8 protein-coding genes are annotated in these 20,184 nt (G+C 74.1%); 4 read left to right on the top strand and 4 right to left on the bottom strand.

From position 1 onward, the window contains the following. Window positions 1-62: 62 nt before the first annotated feature. The 4 genes from P8A18_RS32885 to P8A18_RS32900 all read right to left on the bottom strand — a co-directional run bounded on the left by P8A18_RS32885 (window position 63) and on the right by P8A18_RS32900 (window position 15,614). On the bottom strand, window positions 63-6,698 hold the full coding sequence (locus P8A18_RS32885) for a polyketide synthase (protein ID WP_306060535.1): 6,636 nt from the start codon (window positions 6,696-6,698) through the stop codon (window positions 63-65). 60 nt (window positions 6,699-6,758) lie between these two features. Continuing rightward, window positions 6,759-12,746, bottom strand: a complete 5,988-nt coding sequence (locus P8A18_RS32890; RefSeq protein WP_371933745.1) for an SDR family oxidoreductase — start codon at window positions 12,744-12,746, stop codon at window positions 6,759-6,761. A 35-nt stretch (window positions 12,747-12,781) separates the two neighbouring features. Next, entirely contained in the window at window positions 12,782-14,368 is a 1,587-nt protein-coding gene (locus P8A18_RS32895; protein WP_306060539.1) for a PfaD family polyunsaturated fatty acid/polyketide biosynthesis protein, read from the bottom strand. A gap of 70 nt (window positions 14,369-14,438) precedes the next feature. Then, window positions 14,439-15,614: an SDR family oxidoreductase gene (locus P8A18_RS32900; protein ID WP_306060541.1), complete on the bottom strand. Its 1,176-nt coding sequence runs from the start codon at window positions 15,612-15,614 to the stop codon at window positions 14,439-14,441. Between the two features lie 735 nt (window positions 15,615-16,349). On the opposite strand from P8A18_RS32900, the gene P8A18_RS32905 reads away from it, so the two are divergent. From P8A18_RS32905 to P8A18_RS32920, 4 genes are all read left to right on the top strand, one after another. Then, the gene (locus P8A18_RS32905) at window positions 16,350-17,768 is read left to right on the top strand and encodes a condensation domain-containing protein (protein WP_306060543.1); all 1,419 of its coding nucleotides are present in this window, start codon (window positions 16,350-16,352) and stop codon (window positions 17,766-17,768) included. 188 nt (window positions 17,769-17,956) lie between these two features. Beyond that, entirely contained in the window at window positions 17,957-18,571 is a 615-nt protein-coding gene (locus P8A18_RS32910; protein WP_306060545.1) for an ABC transporter ATP-binding protein, read from the top strand. After that, on the top strand, window positions 18,568-19,425 hold the full coding sequence (locus P8A18_RS32915; RefSeq protein WP_306060547.1) for an ABC transporter permease: 858 nt from the start codon (window positions 18,568-18,570) through the stop codon (window positions 19,423-19,425). The genes P8A18_RS32910 and P8A18_RS32915 overlap by 4 nt, the downstream gene beginning before the upstream one ends. 87 nt (window positions 19,426-19,512) lie before the next feature. Then, entirely contained in the window at window positions 19,513-20,034 is a 522-nt protein-coding gene (locus P8A18_RS32920) for a hypothetical protein (RefSeq protein WP_306060548.1), read from the top strand. The last annotated feature ends 150 nt before the right edge of the window (window positions 20,035-20,184 follow it).

Genomic DNA, 20,184 nt, shown 5'->3' on the forward strand with positions numbered 1-20,184 from the left:
ACGAACCTACGGGACGCCACTGACACCGCCGGGCGGCAGCCGGCGCCGGCTCCTCGGTCTCCTCATCCCCGGTCCGGCTCCGACACCACACGCATGCCCAGCCCGCGCACCCGGTAGATGCAGGTGTCGTCGCCCCACAGTGACGCGTCCGCCACCGCGTAGGGGCCCCGCTCGTCCGTGCCGCTCTCCACGATGTCCATGTCCACCCGGATCAGCCGGTGGGCGGGGGTGATCTGGCCGCGGTACGTCCAGGCCGTCTCCCGGTCGGGGAGCACCGGCTCGAACCGGGGGCGCGGCACACCGGCGGCCGCACCGCCGTCGAGCAGGTGGAACTGGAGCAGCTGGCACATGGCCTCGATGCCCAAGGAGCCCGGCTGTACGGGGTCCTGGAAGAAGTGGGCCCGGAAGAACCAGGCGTCCGGGCGGACGTCCTTCTCCGACCGCAACCGGCCCAGCCCCGCACAGCCCCCCTGCGGCCAGTAGCCCGTGATCCGGTCCAGCATCAGCAGCATGGGCCCCGGCAGACGCAGTTCGCCGCCGCAGTAGCGGTCGGGCCGCGAGGTCAGGTCGACGGTACGGTCGCAGGGCTCGGCCAGACGGTTCCGGTCATCCGCCGACGCGGCCAGGCCCTGCTGGTCCTCGAAGGCCGACCTCGGGAAGTAGCCGAAGACGGTTTCGAGAGCGAACACGGGCACGCCGTCGGCCGAGCACGACACCCGGAACGACTCGATGATCAGGTCGCCGCTGCGCGAGACGCGCGTCAGTTCGGCGCGGGTACGGACCGTGCGGGCCGCCGGGGTCACCTCGCCGGTCACCGTCCCCGTGCCGTCGAGGTTGCGGAACAGCAGGTCCACGTCGGTCGTCAGGGCGCTGCCCACGTACGAGGCGAGCCAGCCGCAGGGTTGCAGCGCGGTCTCCATGAGGACCGCGAACGGCATGGTGCGGCCACCGCTCTGCTCGAAGAACCACGCCCGGTCGGGCACGTCGTACTCCGCGACGACACAACTGCCCTCCCGCATCCCTCCCTGGGCCCCGTCCACCGACACGATCCGGCTCATGAAGTGGTACGGGGGACCGGGGAGCCGCGCCACCCCCCGGGGGCCGTCGAAGCGCTCGTACATCGTGCCGAACGCCTCGCTCGGCCTGCCCCAGGCGCACGCCAGCAGCGACGGGTAGTCGAAGGGGAACCCGTCGCCGGCCGTGGCCACCGGCCCGTCCTCACGATGGCCCACCAGCCCGCCCAACCGAGGCAGAGGTACCGGGGCTGCATCGGTCTGTACGGCACCGGGGCCCGTCAGCCGCCACTGCGAGAGCGGCCAGTCGGGCACCAGCCGCAGGGACATGCCGCGGCCCAGAAACGCCTTCGCCCCGTCCACCGAGCCCAGCACGTCGGCGTGGAGTGTCGGCACCGGGCCCGCCGAGACACCGCGTACGAACACCTCGTAGACGACGCGTCGGTTCCCGGGCGTCGCCTGGCCCCGGCACTTGGTCCGGTAGGGCCGGCCGTCGACCGGTTCGAAGCGCCAGCCGTCCCGGTCGACGGTGTACCCCATGGCTGTCAGGTAGAAGGCCATCGCCTGGAGGCCGCCTTGGAACATCAGGGTGCCGGGCATGCAGGGGTCGTTCTTGAAGTGCCCGGCGAAGAACCAGTCCTCCGGTGCCAACGCCGTCTCGGCGCGCAGATAGCCCCGGCCCCACGGGCCTCCGGCCGGGTCGAAGGCGCTCACCTCGTCCAACAGCCGCAGCCTGCCGCCGTCGAGGTGCGGCGAGCGGATGTGGGCCGCCGTGGCCTCCCAGCCGGGACCGAAGCAGTCCGCCGGCCGCCCCTCGGCCAGGGCCCGGAGGCGCTCCGTGCCGAATCGGGTCCGTTCGCAGGGCACGGCGGGCGGGTCGAGGGGCAGGGAGCCGTCCGGCGGACACTCGGCCGGGTCCCACCGGATCCCGCCGCTTCCGGAGAGTTCCGCGGGGGTGAAGAAGCCGGCCTGGCCCTCGCGGACACTGAGCCGTAGCTCGCCGTCCACGTAACAGTCGTAGTGGAAGAAGGCCAGCCGCACGCCCTCCGCCTCCGCGTGGCCGTCGATATGGATCTCGAAGGACAGGGTGTCACCGGCTCCCGGCGGGGGACCGTGAAAGGTCACCTCGCAGCCGAGCAGCCGGTAGGCGCGTTCACCCCGGTTGAGGAGATCGGCGCCCAGCCAGCTCAGCAGGAGCAGGTCGGCCTGGCCCGCCTCGATCAGCAGGCCGGACGGCATGCGCCCCGTGGAGTCCAGATACCAGCTGTCGGACCGGATGTCGGTCTCCGTCCAGATCCTGCCGTCGGTGCGCACCGGCCCCGGCATGGCGAGGGCCGCGGGCACCGCGTCGATTCCGGTGACCCGGTCGGCGAACAGCATGGGAGGGCCCGGCATCCGGGTCTGCACCGCGTATCCGTCCTGCTCGGCGAACCGGGGCCCGAACAGGGCGGAGATCTCGTGCGCCGCGAGGTACTCCAGTTGCGCGCGGTCGAACTTCGGTCCCGGCTTCGGCTCGGGCGACGGCGGTGAAGCGGGCAGCGGTGAAGCGGGCGCACCCGGCACGGGGGCGGGCTTCGGCCGCACCGGGGCGGGCGAAGCGAGCCGGCCGGCCGGACGGGGCGCGGCGAGCCCGGGCGACTGCACGGGGCCGGGGGCGGGGGCCCGGGTTCCGGCAGAAGCCAACGCGGTCACGGTCAGCGCCGACATCCGCAGGAATCGCTGGTGGGTCCCGGTGTGGCAGGCCATCACCTCCCGGTGCAGCTCGGCGGCCCGCAGACCGAGCCGGACGACCGCGGCCCGCGCGCCCTCCGGCACCGGCACAGCGGCGGGGGAGGCGGCCGGGAGCGTGGCGGGGCTCTCGGAGACCCGGGGTGCCGGGGCGGCCGGACTGCCGTGGTCGGGAACCGGGGCCAGTTCCGGGGCTCGGGGCAGGGTCGTCACAGCGGGCTCCAGGTGGGGCAGGGACGGGGACGGGACCACGGGAACGGTGACGGTGGGCCCGGGATCCGGGAGTCCGGTCGAGGCACCGCCGAGCCGGGCGAGCAACTCCTCGTGGCGCACCGGAACTCCGGCGACGACGAGTTCGGCCACCGACAGACACAGCTGCCGCAGACCCGTGTCCTGCGGGGCGTCCAGCGCCACGGCCACGTGCTCCCGGTCGCCGAGCACCCGCCTGATCCAGCCGGTGCACAGCCTCCGCGGCCCGTGCTCCACGAAGACCCGGACCCCGTCGGCCCAGGCCTGCTCGATCATGGCCGCGAAGTCGATCGTGCCCATGCCCTGCGCGGTGATCGCATCGGCCGCCCGTTCGGTCGTCGGCCGGTAGGACCGCCCGGTTGCTCCGCTGTAGAACCGCACACCGGGCACGTCCACCGTGGGACGGTGATGGACCGCGCGCCACACCTCCCTGACCTCCGCCAGCTCCGGTGCGTGGGCCGCGATGTCGTAGTCCAGCTCGATGGCGAGGCCGGCACCCAGCCGGGCCACGACTCCCGCACACGCCCGGGACTCGCCGCCGATGACGCAGATCCCGGGAGCGTTCACCGCCATCAGATGCACGGCGGCCTCCTCGGCGAGCGCCGCACGGACCACGTCCAGCGGGGCACCGACCAGGTAACTCGCCCACTTGGAACCCCGGACGCCCCGCCGCTGCCAGTGCCGTCGCACCGCCCGGAGCTCGCCGCTGAGCTCGGTGGTGAACAGGCCGCTCTCCCGCGTGGCCTCGTACAGCCCCTTCGCGTCCGGCCACGCCCCCAGCGCGACCAGCGCGGCCGACTCGCCCGAGGAGTAGCCGATCGCGGCATCCGGCCGCAGCCCGAGCACCTCGCGACTGAACACCGTGTGGCACACCGCCAGTTCCGCGGCGGTCCAGATCTGCTGGAGCACCCCCTGTCGCACCCCGGACCGCAACCGCGTACCCCGTACCCCGTGTCGGTCGCGGACGGTCTCGGCCAGCGACGGCAGGGCGAGCATCAGCTCATGGCCCATGCCCTCGTAGGCGGCCGAGCCGTTGGTGTACACGAACGCGGTCCGCCCCTCGACCGGCGCGTCCCGGTACAGCACGTCGGCCGGCCGGGCCCCGCCCTCCGCCAGCCAGCGGCGGGCGGCTTCCCTGCGGTGCGCGGGCACGGTGTCCCCGTCGGCCACGAGGGCCAGCCGGGCCGGGCCCGCGCCGGACTCCACCCCGGCATCCAGCGCGGCCAGTACCTCCCGGCGGTCCGCCCCGGAGAAGACGTGCAGGCTCGGAGCAGGACCGCGCAGCCACGGCCGGGCGTCCCCGGCGCGCAGCCGTACGCTCACGGCCGGTCCCTCCAGCGGCGCCACCGCGACCCGCGCGGTCCGGGGAACGGCCCCGGTGTCGGCCGGCTCACCCGGGCGGGGGACCGCGCGGTGCTGGAGGGCGAGCGCGGCGACTGCCACGGAGACCAGCCCGGACGCCGCATGAGCACGCCCGAAGGCCGCCGCCGGGTCGAACGCCACGTCGGGGCCGTCGCCGATGACCACGTCCGGCGCGTCGGCGCATTCCTCGTCCAGCAGGGCGACGACGGTGTCACCGTCCCCGCGCGCGGCGTCCAGCAGCTTCAGGACGAGGACGACCGCCGCGTCCCCCGGCACGTCCTCGTGCCCCAACTCCCGCAGGGCGGCCCGGTGGACCGCCTGGCAGCACTGGTCGGCGGCACCGACGAGCGCGGCGTCGGCCTCGCCCGCACGCAGGGCCCTGGCCGCGAGCTCCAGCGCGACCGTCCCGGAGGCCTCCTCGGCGGACACCGTGAACCCCGGCCCGCCGAGGTCGAGTTGGGTGCTGATGCGGTTGGCTGCGAGATTCGGCATGCTGCCCACCACGCCCTCCGCCGTCATCGGCGGAGCAAACGCGTCCCGGGCGGCGTCCGCCGGTACGCGGGCGCTCGGTCCCGCCTCCTCCAGCCAGTGCGGCACCCGCCAGCGGGCACCGGCCCGAGCCACCTCCGGGTCCACCCCCGTCCCGATGACGACCATGGTCCGCTCGCGGGGCAGCCGCACCGACCGCACCGCCTCCCGGGCGGCCTCCAGCACCAGGAGCTGATGGCGTACGGTCCGCTCCAGACCCAGCGGAGGGAAGCACAGATCCGTCAGCCCCACGGCGAACTCCGCGGCAGGACCACGCCGTTCACCGCCCAGCACCGCCCGGCGCAAGTCCTCCGCGGACTTCCCCTCGCCCACCCGGGCACCGATCGCGACGATCGCCACCGGGGCACGGCCGTCCGCCCTCCCGGCCGCCGCCCCAGAAGTCGCAGCCGAATCCGGGTAGGAATCCTGGCGGGACTCCTGAGCGCGGCCGGTCCGCCCCGAGCCCCGCGCCGGCCGGGGCACGGCCGGCCGTGACACGTCGTCGGGAAGGTCCACGATCAGGTGGGCGTTCGTGCCGCCGAACCCGAAGGCACTGACCGCCGCCCTGCGCGGCCCCGTCCACTCCTCCGGCGCCGAGAGTACCCGCAAGGGCGTACCCGCCAGCGCGTCGAGCGGCCGTCGCACCCCGAGCGTCGCCGGACGCACCCCGGCCCGCAGCGCCCCGAGCACCTTGAGCAGCCCGGCCGCACCGGCCGACGCCAGCAGATGCCCGACATTGGACTTCACCGAGCCGACGGGCACGTCATCCGCCGCACCGAAGACCCGGGCCATGCCACGCGCCTCCACCGCGTCCCCGACCGGCGTCCCCGTCGCATGGCACTCGACCAGCGAAACCGACTCGGGGGCGACGCCCGCCATGTCGTACGCCAGGCGCATGGCCCGGACCTGGCCCTCCTCGGACGGGCTGATCAGCCCGGATCCGCGTCCGTCGTTGGAGAGCCCCACGCCCCGGATCACACCGAGCACGGAGACACCCGAGGCCCTGGCGTCGGACAGCCGCATCAGGGCGACGAACCCGGCGCCCTCGCCGTGCACCAGCCCGTCCGCGTCCTGGTGGAACGGGCGACTGCGCCCGGTACGGCTGGTCGCGGACAGCCCGCAGAACCCCACATGCAGGTAGAGCGGATCGGGCCGGCTGACCGCACCCGCCACCATCAGATCTGCCGTGCCGTCATGCAGCCGGTCGCACGCCAGCTTGACCGCGTACAACGAGGACGCACAGGCGGCGTCGAGGGACCACGCCCCCGCGCCGAGCCCGAGCGCGCGGGCCGCGAACACGGCGGGCAGCCCGGAGGAGAAGCGGTTGCGGGCGTCGGGACGTGGGCGGCGCGCACCCGCCAGCAGGGCGTCGCGCAGCGGCGGTCGCTGCGCGGAGAGCCAGACGTGTTCGGCGAAGGCGGCCCCGGTCTGCGTCGGGTACGACAGATTGCCCAGCACCAGCCCGCCGCGCGGCAGCGGACCCACCCGGCCCGCCTCGGCGAGCGCCTGCCGCACCCCGTACAGGACCCAGTGGAACAGCGGATCCAGTGAGGAGATCCGCTCCGGGGCGACGCGGAAACCGCCCGGATCGAAGACGGAACCGAACCCCTCGACATAGCCGCCGACCTCGCTCCAGGTGCGGTCGAGGTGGTCGTCCACCGAGCCCATCACCCAGCGGCGCGGGACCCGCCACCGCCCCGCCGGGGCGGCTGACAGGCTGCTGCGGCCCGCGGCGATGTTCTCCCAGAACGTGTCCGGGTCGAGCGCACCGGGCAGCACACAGCCCCGGCCGACGACGGCGATCGGTTCGAAATCCATACGGGCGCTCACTTCGAGGACAGGGCGGGAAACCGGCAGGGCGTGGGTCCGACGGCGGTGTCAGGAAGGACGGCGGACGAGTTCGACACCGATCAGCTCCAGCAGGACGGACCCGTCGGCATCGACCAGTGCCGCGTCGCAGCGCGCCCCCGTGGTGTGCGCCTTGCGCCCGCGGACCACACACCGCACGGCGCCGTCCACCGGACCGCGCCGGTGCACCCTGCACTCGGCGACGGCCATCGGCAGCGTCCCCGCCCCGAGCACCGCCTCCGCCCAGAGCAGGGCGAGTTGCAGGGCGCCGTCCGCGGCAGCGGCGTCGAGCGGCCAGTGCGCGCCCGCCCACTCCAGGCCGCGCACGCCCACCACGGTCGCCTCGGCCCCGTCGTCCGACACGCCGCTCACCTTTCGCAGCGCGTGGAACCGGGGCCCGTGGAACAGGGCCGTCCCCGCGTACGGGGAGGACGCGTCGAGCGGCTTCAGACCCTCGGGGGTCTCCCACGGGTCCGCAACCGGGCTGTCGGCCCAGGTGTCCAGCACCGCACGGTAGAACGCCAGACCGTCCTCGCCCCGCAGCTCAGCCTCCAGCCCCGAGGGCGCACCGGGCGCGCCCGTGCTGCCGAGCAGGGAGAGCAGGTGGCCCGTACCCGCGAGATCCGGCAGGGGGCACGTCCTGTACACCCGCAGGTCCCGCAAGGCGAACGGTCCGGCCGGCAGCCATGAAGCGGCCGCGCCGGCGAACCAGTTCAGGGCCATCGCCACGGGCAGCACGGGGACGTCGGCGGGCGCGTGGTCGGCCAGTTGCGGCAGCGAGTCGGAGCGGACCAGCAGTTGCGCCCCGGAAGGACCGGCGGCCGGCGCCAGGGCGGCCGGGTCGTCCCCGGCCACCAGGACGACGCGGGCCTCCCCGGGAGCGGTGCCCAACTCGGCGGTGAAGGCGGCGGCGCCCTGTTCCAGCGGGATGAGCGGAACCCCGGACCGGCCGAAGTGCGCCGCGAGGGACGGCGTCACCATGCCGCCCTGCCAGGGCCCCCAGGCCACGCACCGCACCAGGCAGCCGGGGCGGCGGGCCTGCTCGGCCGACGCGACCTGATGAAGGACCTCGTTGGCCATGGCGTAGTCGCTCTGCCCCGGGTTGCCGAACACGGCGGCCACCGAGGAGAACAGGCAGATCGTCTCCAGCGGATCGTCCGCCGTCGCCGCCAGCAGAGCCCGCAGACCGTCCACCTTGGTGGAGATCACCAGCTCGGCCTGGTCGTCGCTCTTGTCGGCGATCCGCTTGTCCGCCAGCACACCCGCACCGTGCACGATGCCGGTGACCGGACCCCAGGTGTCCCGTACCTCGCGAAGGGCGGCCGCGAGGGTGTCACCGTCGCGGGCATCCACCCGGACGTACCTGACCGGTGAGCCGGCCGCCTCCAGCGCCGCCAGCGTCGCGCGCACCTCGCGCGCCGCCAGGATCTCCCTGGCCCGCGCCGCGATCCGCGCGGGCGAGGAGGCCGCCGCGCCCGCACCGGCGCGTTCCGCGAGCAGGCGGGTGAGCGACGGCTCGTCGGACGCCGACTGGAGCCCCTCGGGTTCGGTGCCCGGGTCGGTTCGGCCCACCAGGACGATCCGCGGACGGTGGGTCCTGGCCAGGTCCAGCAGGGCGGCGGCGGTCACACCGCGCGCGCCGCCGGTGGCCACGATCACGGACGAGGAGGTGATCCGCCGGGCACCGTCGCCGGAGGACGTCACCGCGGAGGGCACCATCCGCAACAGGGCCCGGGTGCCGTCCGCGCGGAGGCCGACCTCCCTGTCGGCGCCGCCTTCGAGCAGTTCCCGTACGACCGCGTCGGCGACGGTCTCGTCGTCCCGGCCGCCCCGCTCGCAGTCGACGATCCTGACCGAGCCGTCCGGCCACTCCTTCGCCGCGGTCCTGGCCAGACCGGCGACCCCGCCGAGCCAGGCACGGCCGGCGGCGCGGCCGCCGAGCCCGAAGTCGCCCCCGGTGTCCTGCACGGTCACGAACAGGGCGCCGCCTTCGGCCGCCCGCGCCGCCACCGTACGCGCCGCACGGAGCGCCGACCGGTGGACCTCTCCGGCCGCCTCCCGCGTGGCGGCCGCGGTCAGCCCGCCGAGATGGACGACGGCCCGTGCGTCCGGGGGCACCGTCGCCGCGAAGACGGCGTTCACGCCGTGCTCCGCGAGCTTGCGGGCGACCAGGCCGGTCAGCCCGCACCCGTCCGGGCCCTCACCGGTCACGACGACCGGACCGCCCAGCAGCCCCGCTGTCGCCAGGCCGGCGGCCGGTGACTCCACCATGCGCGGGACGAGCCTCGTCAGCGCGGCCTGCTCGCCGGACGCGGCGTGGAGTCCGGGAAACCCGGCACCCTCCGGAGCGGCGGTGCCGGCGGAAGACGCGGGTCCGGGGCCCGTGGCGAGCGCGTCGACGATCTCGCGCAGGGTGTGGAGCCGGCCGAGGTGCCCGAAGTCTCCGGCCGCGAGGTCACCCAGCTCACGGCGTACGGCCGACAGGATCTCGACCCGCTTGATGGAGTCGACTCCGAGGTCCGCCTCCAGCTCCATGTCCATGTCGAGCATGTCGGCCGGATAGCCGGTGAGCCGGGCCACCGCCGACAGGAGGAGTTCTTCCAGCTCCGACGGCGACAGGGACACGACACCATCACCGTCACCATCGACCGGAACCGGAACCGGAACCGGAACCGGAACCGGAGCCGGTACGGGTACGGGATCGGCGGGTGCCCGAGGTACGGGGTCGGCGGGTGCGGCCGGAGCGGGCACGGCCGCCGTGGTGCCGATCGCCCCCGTGACCGGCGTCCGCGGCGGTGACGAGGGGAGGGAGAGCGGCAGCGGTCCCGGGGGAACGGGTGCGGTGAGTGTGTCCGTGTCCCCGACGGAAGGCATTCCAAGCATCGCGGCCAGGCTCGCCTCGGTCATCCGGAGAAAGGCCATGTGACTGTCCGCCAGCATGCGTTGGCAGGCCGCGTGGGCCTCGGCCGTCTGCCGGTGTACCTGGTCGACCGCCGCGTACAGGCCGGCACTGTGCGGGATGGCCTCGGGCGCGCGCGTGGGTGCGGGTACGGGCGCCGCCGGCTGGGCGTGAACGGGAGCGGACGCGGGGGCGTACGCGGGCATGGGGGCCGCCTCGGTGTCGGACTCGGATACGTGCGCGGGCTCCGGCCGGTGTTCCGGTTCGCCCTCCGGCCCGGGGGCCGGCTCGGCGGCCGCGTGGCAGTTGGCTCCGCTGATCTTCACGGTCATTCGGGGCGCGCGCTCCTTCGCAGAGGTTTCGGGCGAGTCGTAAGGGGCCCAGAGAGTGCCGAGGTCGAGGGGGACACCGAGCACGGCGAGTTCACCGAGCGCGGTGTGCAGGCTGGTGACCCCGTTGCGGCCCGGCCGGTCCAGGGAGACGGCCGCGTGCCGGCGGTCACCGAGAATCTGTCCCACCAGGACGGTCAGCGCGTTCCCCGCGCCGATCTCGACGAAGGTCCGCACGCCGCTCGCGTACATCGCCCCGATCTGGTCCTGGAACAGCACAGGCGAGGCGAGGTGACCGGTGATCCGGCGGCGCACTTCCTCGGGGGCCGAGGGGTACGGCGCCGCGTCGGCGTTGCCGTAGACCTCGATCCCGGGCCCCGTGAGCGGCACAGTGCGCAGATACGCGGAGAGCGGCTCGGCGGCCGGTGCGACCAGCGGGCTGTGGAAGGCGTTCGACGCGGCCAGCCGCCGGGTCACCACCCCCTCGTCGGCGAACGCCGTCTCGGCGCGCCCGACAGCCTCCGCGGACCCCGAAAGCACCACCTGGCGGGGGGCGTTGTGATTGGCCGGCCAGAGATCACCGAATCCGCCCCCGGCCAGCACCTCCGCGACCTGCTCCCGGTCGGCCGCCACGGCCAGCATCGCACCCGGCACACCCGCCGCGTCCCGCATCAGCTCACCACGGCGACGGGCGAGCCCCACCAACGACTCGGCGTCCAGCACACCCGCGCAGTGCAGCGCCACCAGCTCACCGAAGCTGTGCCCCGCCACGCAGTCCGGACGCAACCCCAGCTCCCGCACCACCTCCAGCACCGCCAGCGCGTGCACCGCGAGCGCGGGCTGCGCCCACTCGGTGGCGTCCAGCAGCGCCCGCCGGGCCGCCCGTTCCTCCTCGGTGAAGGCGGGCGGCGGGAACACGGCCCGGTGCAGGGGCCGCCCCTCGAAGCGGGTGCCGCCCAGCCGGTCCCACACGGCCTGGGCGGCGGGCGCCAGCATCGCGAGGTCGGCGCCCATCCCGACGTACTGGGAGCCCTGTCCGGGAAACAGGAAGCCGATGCGGCCGGGCTCGGGCTCCCCGTACGCGTACCGGATTCCGGACGGTGTGGAGAACGCCGTGCCGGGCCGCTGTCCGATCAGCGCGAGCGCCTGCCCGTACTTCTCCCTCAGGTCCTCACCGTCGTCGGCGACGATCGCCAGGCGCACCCGGTCGGTGGGGGAGAAGGCGGTGTGGCTCTCCCGCGCCCGCGCGGCGAGCGGACGGCCGTCGTCCGGACCCGGGAGCGCCAGGTCCGCCGGGGACGCGCCGCTGAACAGGACCAGTTCGCCCGGCGCCGTCCGGTGGCGCAGGGCCACGCGGCCCGGGGCGCCCGAGGGTTCGTACTCCTCCAGCGTGACGTGGAAGTTGCTTCCGCCGAAGCCGAAACTCGACACCGAGGCCCGGCGTGGATGCCCGGCGGGCCGCACCCAGGGGCGCGTCTCGGTGTTCACGTAGAACGGGCCGTCCGGAGCGGCGGCCGCCGGGTTGGGCCGCTCGACCTTCACGGTCGGCGGCAACACCTTGTGGTGCAGGGCCATGACGGCCTTGAGCAGCCCCGCCGCGCCCGCCGCACACTTGGTGTGGCCGATCTGCGACTTCACCGAACCGATCGCACACCAGGGGCCGTCCGTACGGCCCGACGCCCCGAACACCTCGCCCAGAGCGGCCAGTTCGGCGGTGTCCCCGGCCTTGGTGCCCGTCCCGTGCGCCTCGACCAGTTCCACGGTCTCCGGCCCGTACCCCGCGTCCTCGTAGGCGCGTCGCAGGGCCTTCGCCTGCCCGTCGGGCAGCGGGGCGTAGATCGCCGTGCTCCTGCCGTCGGACGAGGTGCCGATGCCCCGGATCACCGCGTGGATCCGGTCGCCGTCCCGCTCCGCGTCCGCCAATCGCTTCAGCGCGTACATGACGACCGCCTCGCCGAGCATGGTGCCGTCCGCCGCGGCCGAGAACGGCCGGCAGTCACCGCTGGGCGACAGCGCGGGCGTCTTGGAGAAGCAGAGGAACATGCCGACGTCGTTCCCCGTGTCCACACCCCCGCTGATCACCAGATCGGCCCGGCCGAGCGCCAGCTCACCGACCGCCGTGGACAGCGCCGCCAGGGAACTGGCACACGCGGCGTCGGTGGTGTGGTTGATGCCGTGCAGATCGAACCGGTTGGCGATCCGGCCGGCGACGACATTGCCCAGCAGGCCGGGAAAGGTCGACTCCCGCCACGGAGCGAATCGCGCCGAGATGCGGTCGCACACGGCCTGCGCCTCCGCCTCCCCGAGACCGCTCTCCCGCAGCGCGGCGAGCCACACCGGGCGATGGGTGCGCCCGTACATGTGGGGGAGGAGTTCCAGGGCGGCCGCGCCGAGGACGACACCGGTCCGCTCCCGGTCCACCCGGTCCCGGCCCCCGGCGTCCGCCAGCACCTGGTCGGCGACCATCAGAGCGAGGAGCTGCGACGTGTCCGTCGACGACAGACCGGTGGGGGGCACCCCGTACGCCATCGGGTCGAAGTCCACCTCCGGCAGGAACGCGCCCCGGCGGGCGTACGTCTTGTCGGGCGCGGCCGGGTCCGGATCGTAGTGGTCCTCCACCCGCCAGCGGGACGCGGGCACTTCGGTGATCAGGTCCCTCCCGCCGCACACGATCCGCCAGTAACCGGCCGCGTCCGTCGCGCCGGGCACCAGAGCGCCCACCCCGACCACGGCGACGGGGTTGCGGCCGGACGGGGCGGCGTCCACGGCATCTCCTGGAATCGGGGGCATCGGCAGGGCCGGCGCCTTCGGAACGCCGGGGCCGCTCACGCCAGCTCGCACGGCACGTAGGTGAAAGCCTGGGGCGGCAAAGGAACTCCATGGGTACGCAGTTGATGGGCGCGGGTGAGCACGGCCGCGCCTTCGAGCAGGTTGAGAGCGATCTGCACCACGGTCCGGTGCCGGGGTTCGGCCAGCCGGCTGCCCGCCACCCACTGGTTGAAGGCACCCATCGACGGCCCGCACCAGATCTGGTAGTCGGCCCGCCGCGCCCCGTGCCCGGTGATCGCCCAGCGGCTCGAACTGCCCAGGTACCAGCGGAAGACCAACGCCATCCGGTGTTTCGAATCCGCCTCCGCGCGCGTGATCTCGGCGGGGTCGCGCTCCTCCCAGAACGCCCGCGTACGCTGCCAGACCTCCTCGAACGGGGCCCGCAGCACATCACGTTCGAGCAGGGCCCGCAGGGCGGGCGGGATCTCCTCCAAGGAGCCGTGCGCCCGGTACGCCGCGTGGAGCCGGCCGGCCCGCTGCGCGAACATCGTGCCGCGCGACAGCACTTGCAGCTTCACCCCCAGCTCGAACATGTCGGCCGCCGGGGCCATGGCCACATCGGCGATGTCCGCGTCGCACAGCATCGCCTTGGCCTCGTCGGACAGACCGGCCTCGACGGAGGTCTGGTTCACCGACCCGATGACCACGTACGACGCGCCGAGTGCGAAGGCACCGGCCACCGCGTCAGGAGTGCCGAGGCCGCCGGCCGCACCGATCCCGACCGGCCGGCGGTATCCGAACCTCCGGCAGAGCGTGTCGCGCAGCGCGGCGATCCTCGGCAGCAGGACCGACAGCGGCCGGTTGTCGGTGTGCCCGCCGCTGTCCGCCTCCACCGTGATGTCCTCGGCCACCGGCACACGGGCCGCCAGATCCGCTTCCTCCCGGGTCAGCCTGCCCTCGGCCACCAGGGAGTCCAGGAGGGCGGACGGGGCGGGGGAGAGGAACCTTTCGGCCACCTCGGGCCGGGAGACCTTCGCGAGCATCCGGGTCGGCCGGACGATGTCCCCGTCCGCGCCCCGGCGCAGCCCCCGGGCCGAGCACCACACGACGGCCGGGGTCAGCTCCATGTACGCCGACGCGGAGACCCGGGGCACACCGCAGCGCACGAGAAGCTCGGCGACGCGCGTCTCCAGGGCCGGTTCGGCCGGTGAGTGGATGAGGTTCACACCCCAGTTCCGGCGCCCGCCCAGCTCGTCGACCAGCGTGCGTACGGCCCGTTCCACCTCCCCGTACGCCAGCCCGCCCGCGCCGAAGAAGCCGAGCATGTCCCCCCGGGCCATCGCCGACACCATGGCCGTGGTCGCGATTCCGTTCGCCATCTCGCCCGCGACATAAGGGAACCGGACACCGTGCGCCTCGCAGAAGGTACGGCCGCCGAGCCACTCGGGGTACAGCGGAGGCAGCGTTCCGACGACCCGGCCCGAGGGCGTGGGACCGTGCGCCAGCCCCAGCTCACGGCCGTCCGGCCCACTGACCACGTGGACCGGCTCACGGATGCGCCGGGCGCAGGCCGCGATCCCGTCGGGCGCGAAGGCCGGCGGGGACGCGGCAGGGGAGCCGGAAACAGTGGCGAGGAGGGGCACGGGAAGGCTCCAACGGGGCAGGACGCGGATCGGTCGAGGGGGAAGGGCTCTGAGGTGGACTGGCCCGAGGTCAGGCGCAGCGAGCGGGCGGGGACGCCGCCGCGGGTGGTCCGGACAGCGGCAGGGGGCCCGGGGCCAGGCCGGACCAGAGGTAGTCGAGGCCCACCGGGGCGGATGCGGCCGACGGGCCCAGCAGCGCCCTGACGCGGGTGTCGTCGAACCGTCGCCGGTGGGCGAGGTAGGCCGTCATGCCCGGGTAGAAGTCCAGCAGAGCCTCCAGGGCCGACGGCCTCCCCGAGCGGCCGGTGACCAGGTCGATCGAGAACGGACCCAGCCGCTCCAGCAGGGCCACGAACGTCGGCACGGGCACATCGCGGTCATGGACGACGTGGTACGTGTCGACCCCGCCCGAGGGCGTCCGCCCGGCCAGCCGCACCATGACCTCGGCCGCGTGCTCCACCTGCAAGAGGTTCAGCCGGCCGTGCCGGTGCCCCACCATCCGGACGCGCGGGGCGGACCCGGCGTGACGCCCGGGAGCGTGCGGTGACACACCACTGTCGCCCGCCGGCCCCGCGGCGCGCAGCGCCTCCCGCAGGATCCGCTCGATGACGAGCAGCGGATGCGAGGGAAGTTCGGGGTGCGGCGGCAGGTCGGTGACCAGGATGCTCGGCCGCAGGACCAGGACCGGCCGGCCGTGCTCCCTGGACCAGGCGTGAACCAGCAGCTCCGCCTCGTACTTGGAGCGTTCGTAGGCGTTCTCGAAGCCGCAGGTGTCATCGAGTTCGTCCTCGTACGCCACCCCCTCGCTCCGTGACCCCGCCACGAAGGCGGTGCTCACGTGGTGCACGCGGGGCCGCAGACGGCTCGCCGCCGCCAGCTCCAGGACATGCCGTGTCCCTTCGACATTGGTCCGGCGCAGCTCGGGAAGGTCGCCCTCCAGGTTGATGCTGCCCGCGCTGTGCCAGATCGCGCTGGTGGTGTCGGCCAGCTCCCGGAACGCCCGCTCCGGCAGCCCCAGCCTGGGCAGCGCGAGATCGGTCTCCACCACCCGCAGCCGGACCGGAAGCTCGGCGGTGAACGCCTCGGGTGCGCCCGTCAGTTCGAAGAACCGGGTGATCCGGCGCAGCGCGTCCCCCGATCCCGCGTGGGCCAGGACTGTCAGCGACCGGTGCGTGTCGAGCAGACGACGCAGCAGGCGCAGTCCGAGAAATCCGGTGGCGCCGGTGAGGGCGACTTGCACGGCCATGGCTCCAAGGGCTTCGGAAGGACGGGCCCGCGCGGAGGCGGGGGAGGGGAGCGTCGGTGGGGCGACCGGGACGGGACACGACACGCCGTCCCGGCGGCGGGGCACGCCACGAGCGGCTCGACCGGCCGGTCCGGTCCGGTGCTGCGAGCGTTCGCCGCTTCCCCGACGTCCCCGGCCTCGCCATCAGCTCGTCGGCCCTTTCCGGGCGCGATGATCTCCGGCGCACGGCACACGATGACAGACGGCGGCCGGAGCGAACGCCCCCGATTCGGCCTGCTCACCCGAACGGAGTACGGCGCACGACGGCAGGCGCACGCCGCCACCGAAGGCGGAAACCGTCCCCGCGTCCGTCCCCGCCCAAGAGGCCCGTCCCCCCTTCGAGGGATCTTGCCGAGCGCGCCACGGCCGAGGCGTCTTCGACCGTGCCGTGCCGGACAGCCGTGGCCTCCGAGCCGAGGGAGAGCAGACACGGCACGGGCGACGGGCATCGCAGCGGTCCGAAACGAGCTACGGAACCAGCCGCCGCACCGCGCGGGAATGCGGGCCGTTCGGGAAGGGCGTGCGTCGGCCGCCGGGGCCGGCACACCGTCGCGCGCGGTCATCCTGAGGAACGCGGCGGGGCTGGATGGCCGGCCGCCGTCCACAACGTCCCGCCACGGAGCCGGTCCGCGGCCCGCACCCGTACCTCCGCCCCGCCGGCCCGCACGCACCGTCACGCATTGGAGCCGAAGCCCCATGTCCGATTCCGATCAGTCCGGCTCCCCGGCGCAGTCGGCACCCACGCCGACCGCCCCGTCGATCCCGCCCGCCCGGCCCGCCCCGTCCGCTCAGCCGGACCACCCCAGCGAGCCGGGCCGGACCGAGCGCCCCGCTTCCCCTCCCCACCGGCCCGCCCACTCCGTCGACCGTGCCTTCCTCAACCTGGAACGCCGCCGCCCCGACGTCCATTGGGACGCCGGCGGCGTCGCGTACTTCAGCGGCCCGCCCCCCGCCCTCGCCGACCTCCGCGCATACGTGGGCCACGGCCTGGGGAAGCTGCCCCTGCTGACGAGCCGGATCGAGGGCGGCAGGCGGCCCCGCTGGCAGCCGGACGCCGGCTTCGACGTGGACCTGCGTGTGCACGAGGTCGTCGCCGAAGGCCCGGCCGGGTGGGACCGCGCCCTGCACACCGCGCTCAACGCCCCGTTCGCGGCCGGTACCTACTGGGGGGTCTGGCTGATCCACGGCCACGCCCCCGACGCGTACGCCGTCTGCTACCGCTTCCGCCACGCCTGTCAGGACGGTTCGGCCGCGGCCATGACCTTCCGGGCCATGCTCGGTGAGGGGGAGCCCTCGGCCCGGCCGGTGCCGGACCGGAGCCGTCGGGCCGCGATGCCCCGGCGTGTGGCCTCGGCCGTCGGTCTGGCCGTGAAGTTCGTCGCGCGCACCCTCGTCGTGCGTGGACACCGCCCCGTCGCCGTGTCCGTCCCCGCCGGGGAACGGCAGTTGTGGCGGGGCCGCGTACCGGTGGACACCCTCCGCCGGATCGGCGAGGCCCGCGGCGGCTCGGTCCACGACGTGCACCTCGCCGCGCTCACCGGGGCGTTGAGGGCCTGGTCACAGCGCTCGGGTGTACCTCTCCCACGGGTGACGGCCGTACTGCCCGTCGACGCACGGCGCCCCGACGAGGAACAGACCTGGGGAAACCGCTGCTTCGCCCTGCCGCTGGAACTCCCGGTGCGGATCGCCTCGTCCCACCCGGACGGGACCCCGGACCGTGACGCGGCCCTGCGGCGACTGGACCACGTCATGGCGGCTACCCGGAAGCTCCGGGGTGACGTGTGGCGGCAGGCCATCGGGGACCTGGTCCGCTTCATGCCGGCCCGCCCCACCGAGTGGTACATGCGCAGGGTCCTCTCCCCACGCGTCACCAACGTCATGGCCACCTCCATGCCCCTCGCCGACAAGGGCAGCCTCGGGGAGAGCCAGGTGACCGGCACCGCACTGCTGCCCCTGCTCGTGCCCGGACACCTCTTCGCGGTCGGGCTCTCGTTCTTCGGTCAGTGGGCCGAGGTCTCCATGGTCGCCCACCGCGGCCTGCCGCTGGGCGAACTCCTGCCGGAGCTGTGGGAGCAGGCCGTGAAGGAACTGGAGGACGGCTCGGCGCCGGAATGAGGCGGGCGGCCGCCGCACGGCCTGCCGTGCACGGCACCCGCACGCCACCGTTTCCCCTGTGCGGTCCGCTCGTTGGTGTCACGGGCGGGCCGCTCACGCGGCCGGACGCCCGGCCGGACCACCCGCCGGGCCACGGAACCTCCCGTCCCGGGGCCCCTCGGGAAGACCTGTCACGACGGAGCAGCGCGATGGACGTCACGGATGTGCACCACTCCTACCGGCAGCACGCCGTGCTTGGAGGAGTCGACCTCCGTCTGCGGCCCGGCACGCTCGCCGGGATCGTCGGGGAGAACGGCGCGGGCAAGACCACACTGCTCAAGGTGCTCGCCGGTGAACTCAGGCCCGACCGGGGGACGGTGCGACACCGCGGCAGATTCGGCTACTGCCCGCAGGCCGTCGTCCTGGACGACTCGTTCACCGTCCGCCAGCACCTCGACTTCTTCCGGAGCGCGTTCGGCCTCCCCGACCTGCTACGGGCCCGCGAAGTGATGGAGATCCTCGCCTTCACCGAGTACCTCGACCACCGGGCGGGCCTGCTCAGCGGCGGCTCCAGGCAGAAGCTGAACCTCACCCTGGCGCTCATGCACGATCCGGACGTCCTGCTGCTGGACGAGCCCTACCAGGGGTTCGACTGGGAGACATATCTGCGCTTCTGGGAGCTGGCGACGAGCCTGCGCGACGCCGGACGCTCGGTGCTGGTCGTCTCGCACCTCGCGTACGACATCGACCGGCTCGACCTGCTGTGGCGTCTGGAGGGCGGGCGACTGCACCGCCAGGACACACGTACGGAGGCGACGGCGTGAGGCGGCACTGGTCCCTGTTCACCACAGCCTCCCGGTACGCGCTGATCGGCCACGCCCGCAACCGGTTCGCGATGCTGCTGGTCGTTGTGTACATCCCCGTGTGGATCGGCCTGGCCTACGTGGCCATCCCCGACCGGCCGGCACCGTTCCGGCTGCGGGCCACGGGCGAGGTCCTGTCCCCGCCCGGCAACCACCTCACCCAGATCACCGGCGCGCTGAACGCGGTCACCCTGATCGCCGGCTTCATGATGTTCGCCGCCACCTTCACCGGCGGCGCCTTCGACCGCCGCCTGGCCATGGCGGGTTACCCGCGCTACCACCTCGTCCTCGCCAAGCTCTCCGCGCTCACCCTGGTCTGCACGGCCGTCGCCGCCTACGCCACGGCCGCGGCCGGCTTCGCCTGGTCCCCCCGCCAGCCCCTCATGCTGGCCGCCGGACTGTTCCTCGCCGCCCTGACCTACGGGGCGCTCGGCGTGGTCTTCGGCTCGGTGCTCCGCCGCGAGGTGGAAGGCATGTTCGCCATCCTGATGATCAGCATCCTCGACGTCGCCCTGCAGAACCCCCTCTCCAGCTCCGGTTCGGACAGCCCCGTCGTGCACTTCCTGCCGACGTACGGAGCCGTGCAGGCCAGCATGGCCGCGGCCTTCTCCGACGCCCCGGTGGGCGAGGGCCTCGCGATCCAGGCCCTCTGGCTCACCGGGGCCGCCTGCGCGGGACTGCTGGTCTTCCGCAGGCGCACCCGCGACGCGCTGCCGCCCCAGCGGACGGCGAGCGTCCCGGCGCCCGCCCGGTCCAGGGAGGCCCCCGGCCGGCCGGAAACACCCCGGCGCCCATCCCGCTCGCGACAGCCGTGACCTACGAATGCCGGTGATCGTTCTGTAGCCGCGGGCGCCGAAGCGGCGCCCGCGACAACACCCCCTCGTGCAAGGAGCACCACCCCCATGACCCTTTCGCGTACCGCCCGCAGCACGGTCCTCGCCGTCGCCCTCCTGTCCGCGTCCGCGCTCGCCGTCCCGTCCCCGGCGCAGGCCGCCGGCCTGCCGCCCGCGTGTCAGGAAGCACTGCTGGAAACCTTCGACAAGTTCCCCGTCGTCGACTTCACGGTCCCGGACAAGGCCAAGAACACCATGCTCGGCGAGGTCCTCGGCCTCAGCGAGGCCGACCAGAAGGTCTTCACCGAGAAGGCGTGCGCCGCCTGGAACACCTGGGCGACCGACAACGGCCAGGCTGTCGCAGCAGACCTGGACACCCGCTACCGCAACGCGGCCGGGCCCGTGTGCAACAAGTTCGCCAAGTCATCCCTGGCGACGATCAAGAAGTACGCTCCGAACGTGCCCGCCGAGACGCGTGAACTGGAGAAGCTGGCCAAGCGGATCTGGAAGAGCTCCATGGAGAAGCTCACCGCCGGCGCCACCAACGCCGACTGCCGTGCCGCGTACGACGCGGCGAAGGCGGGCTGGTAACGGAACCCGCCGGGCCGCGACGCGCGCCGGACGGGTTCCCGTCCGGCCGCGACGCGGCGACCGGCCCGCCTCCCGGCCCGTCATCTCCCCGGATCCCGTGACCTTCGGCCGACCACCGTCCGACGCTCACCACCCGTGCGCCTCACCGCG

Source organism: Streptomyces sp. Mut1, assembly GCF_030719295.1.
Lineage (GTDB): Bacteria > Actinomycetota > Actinomycetes > Streptomycetales > Streptomycetaceae > Streptomyces > Streptomyces castrisilvae.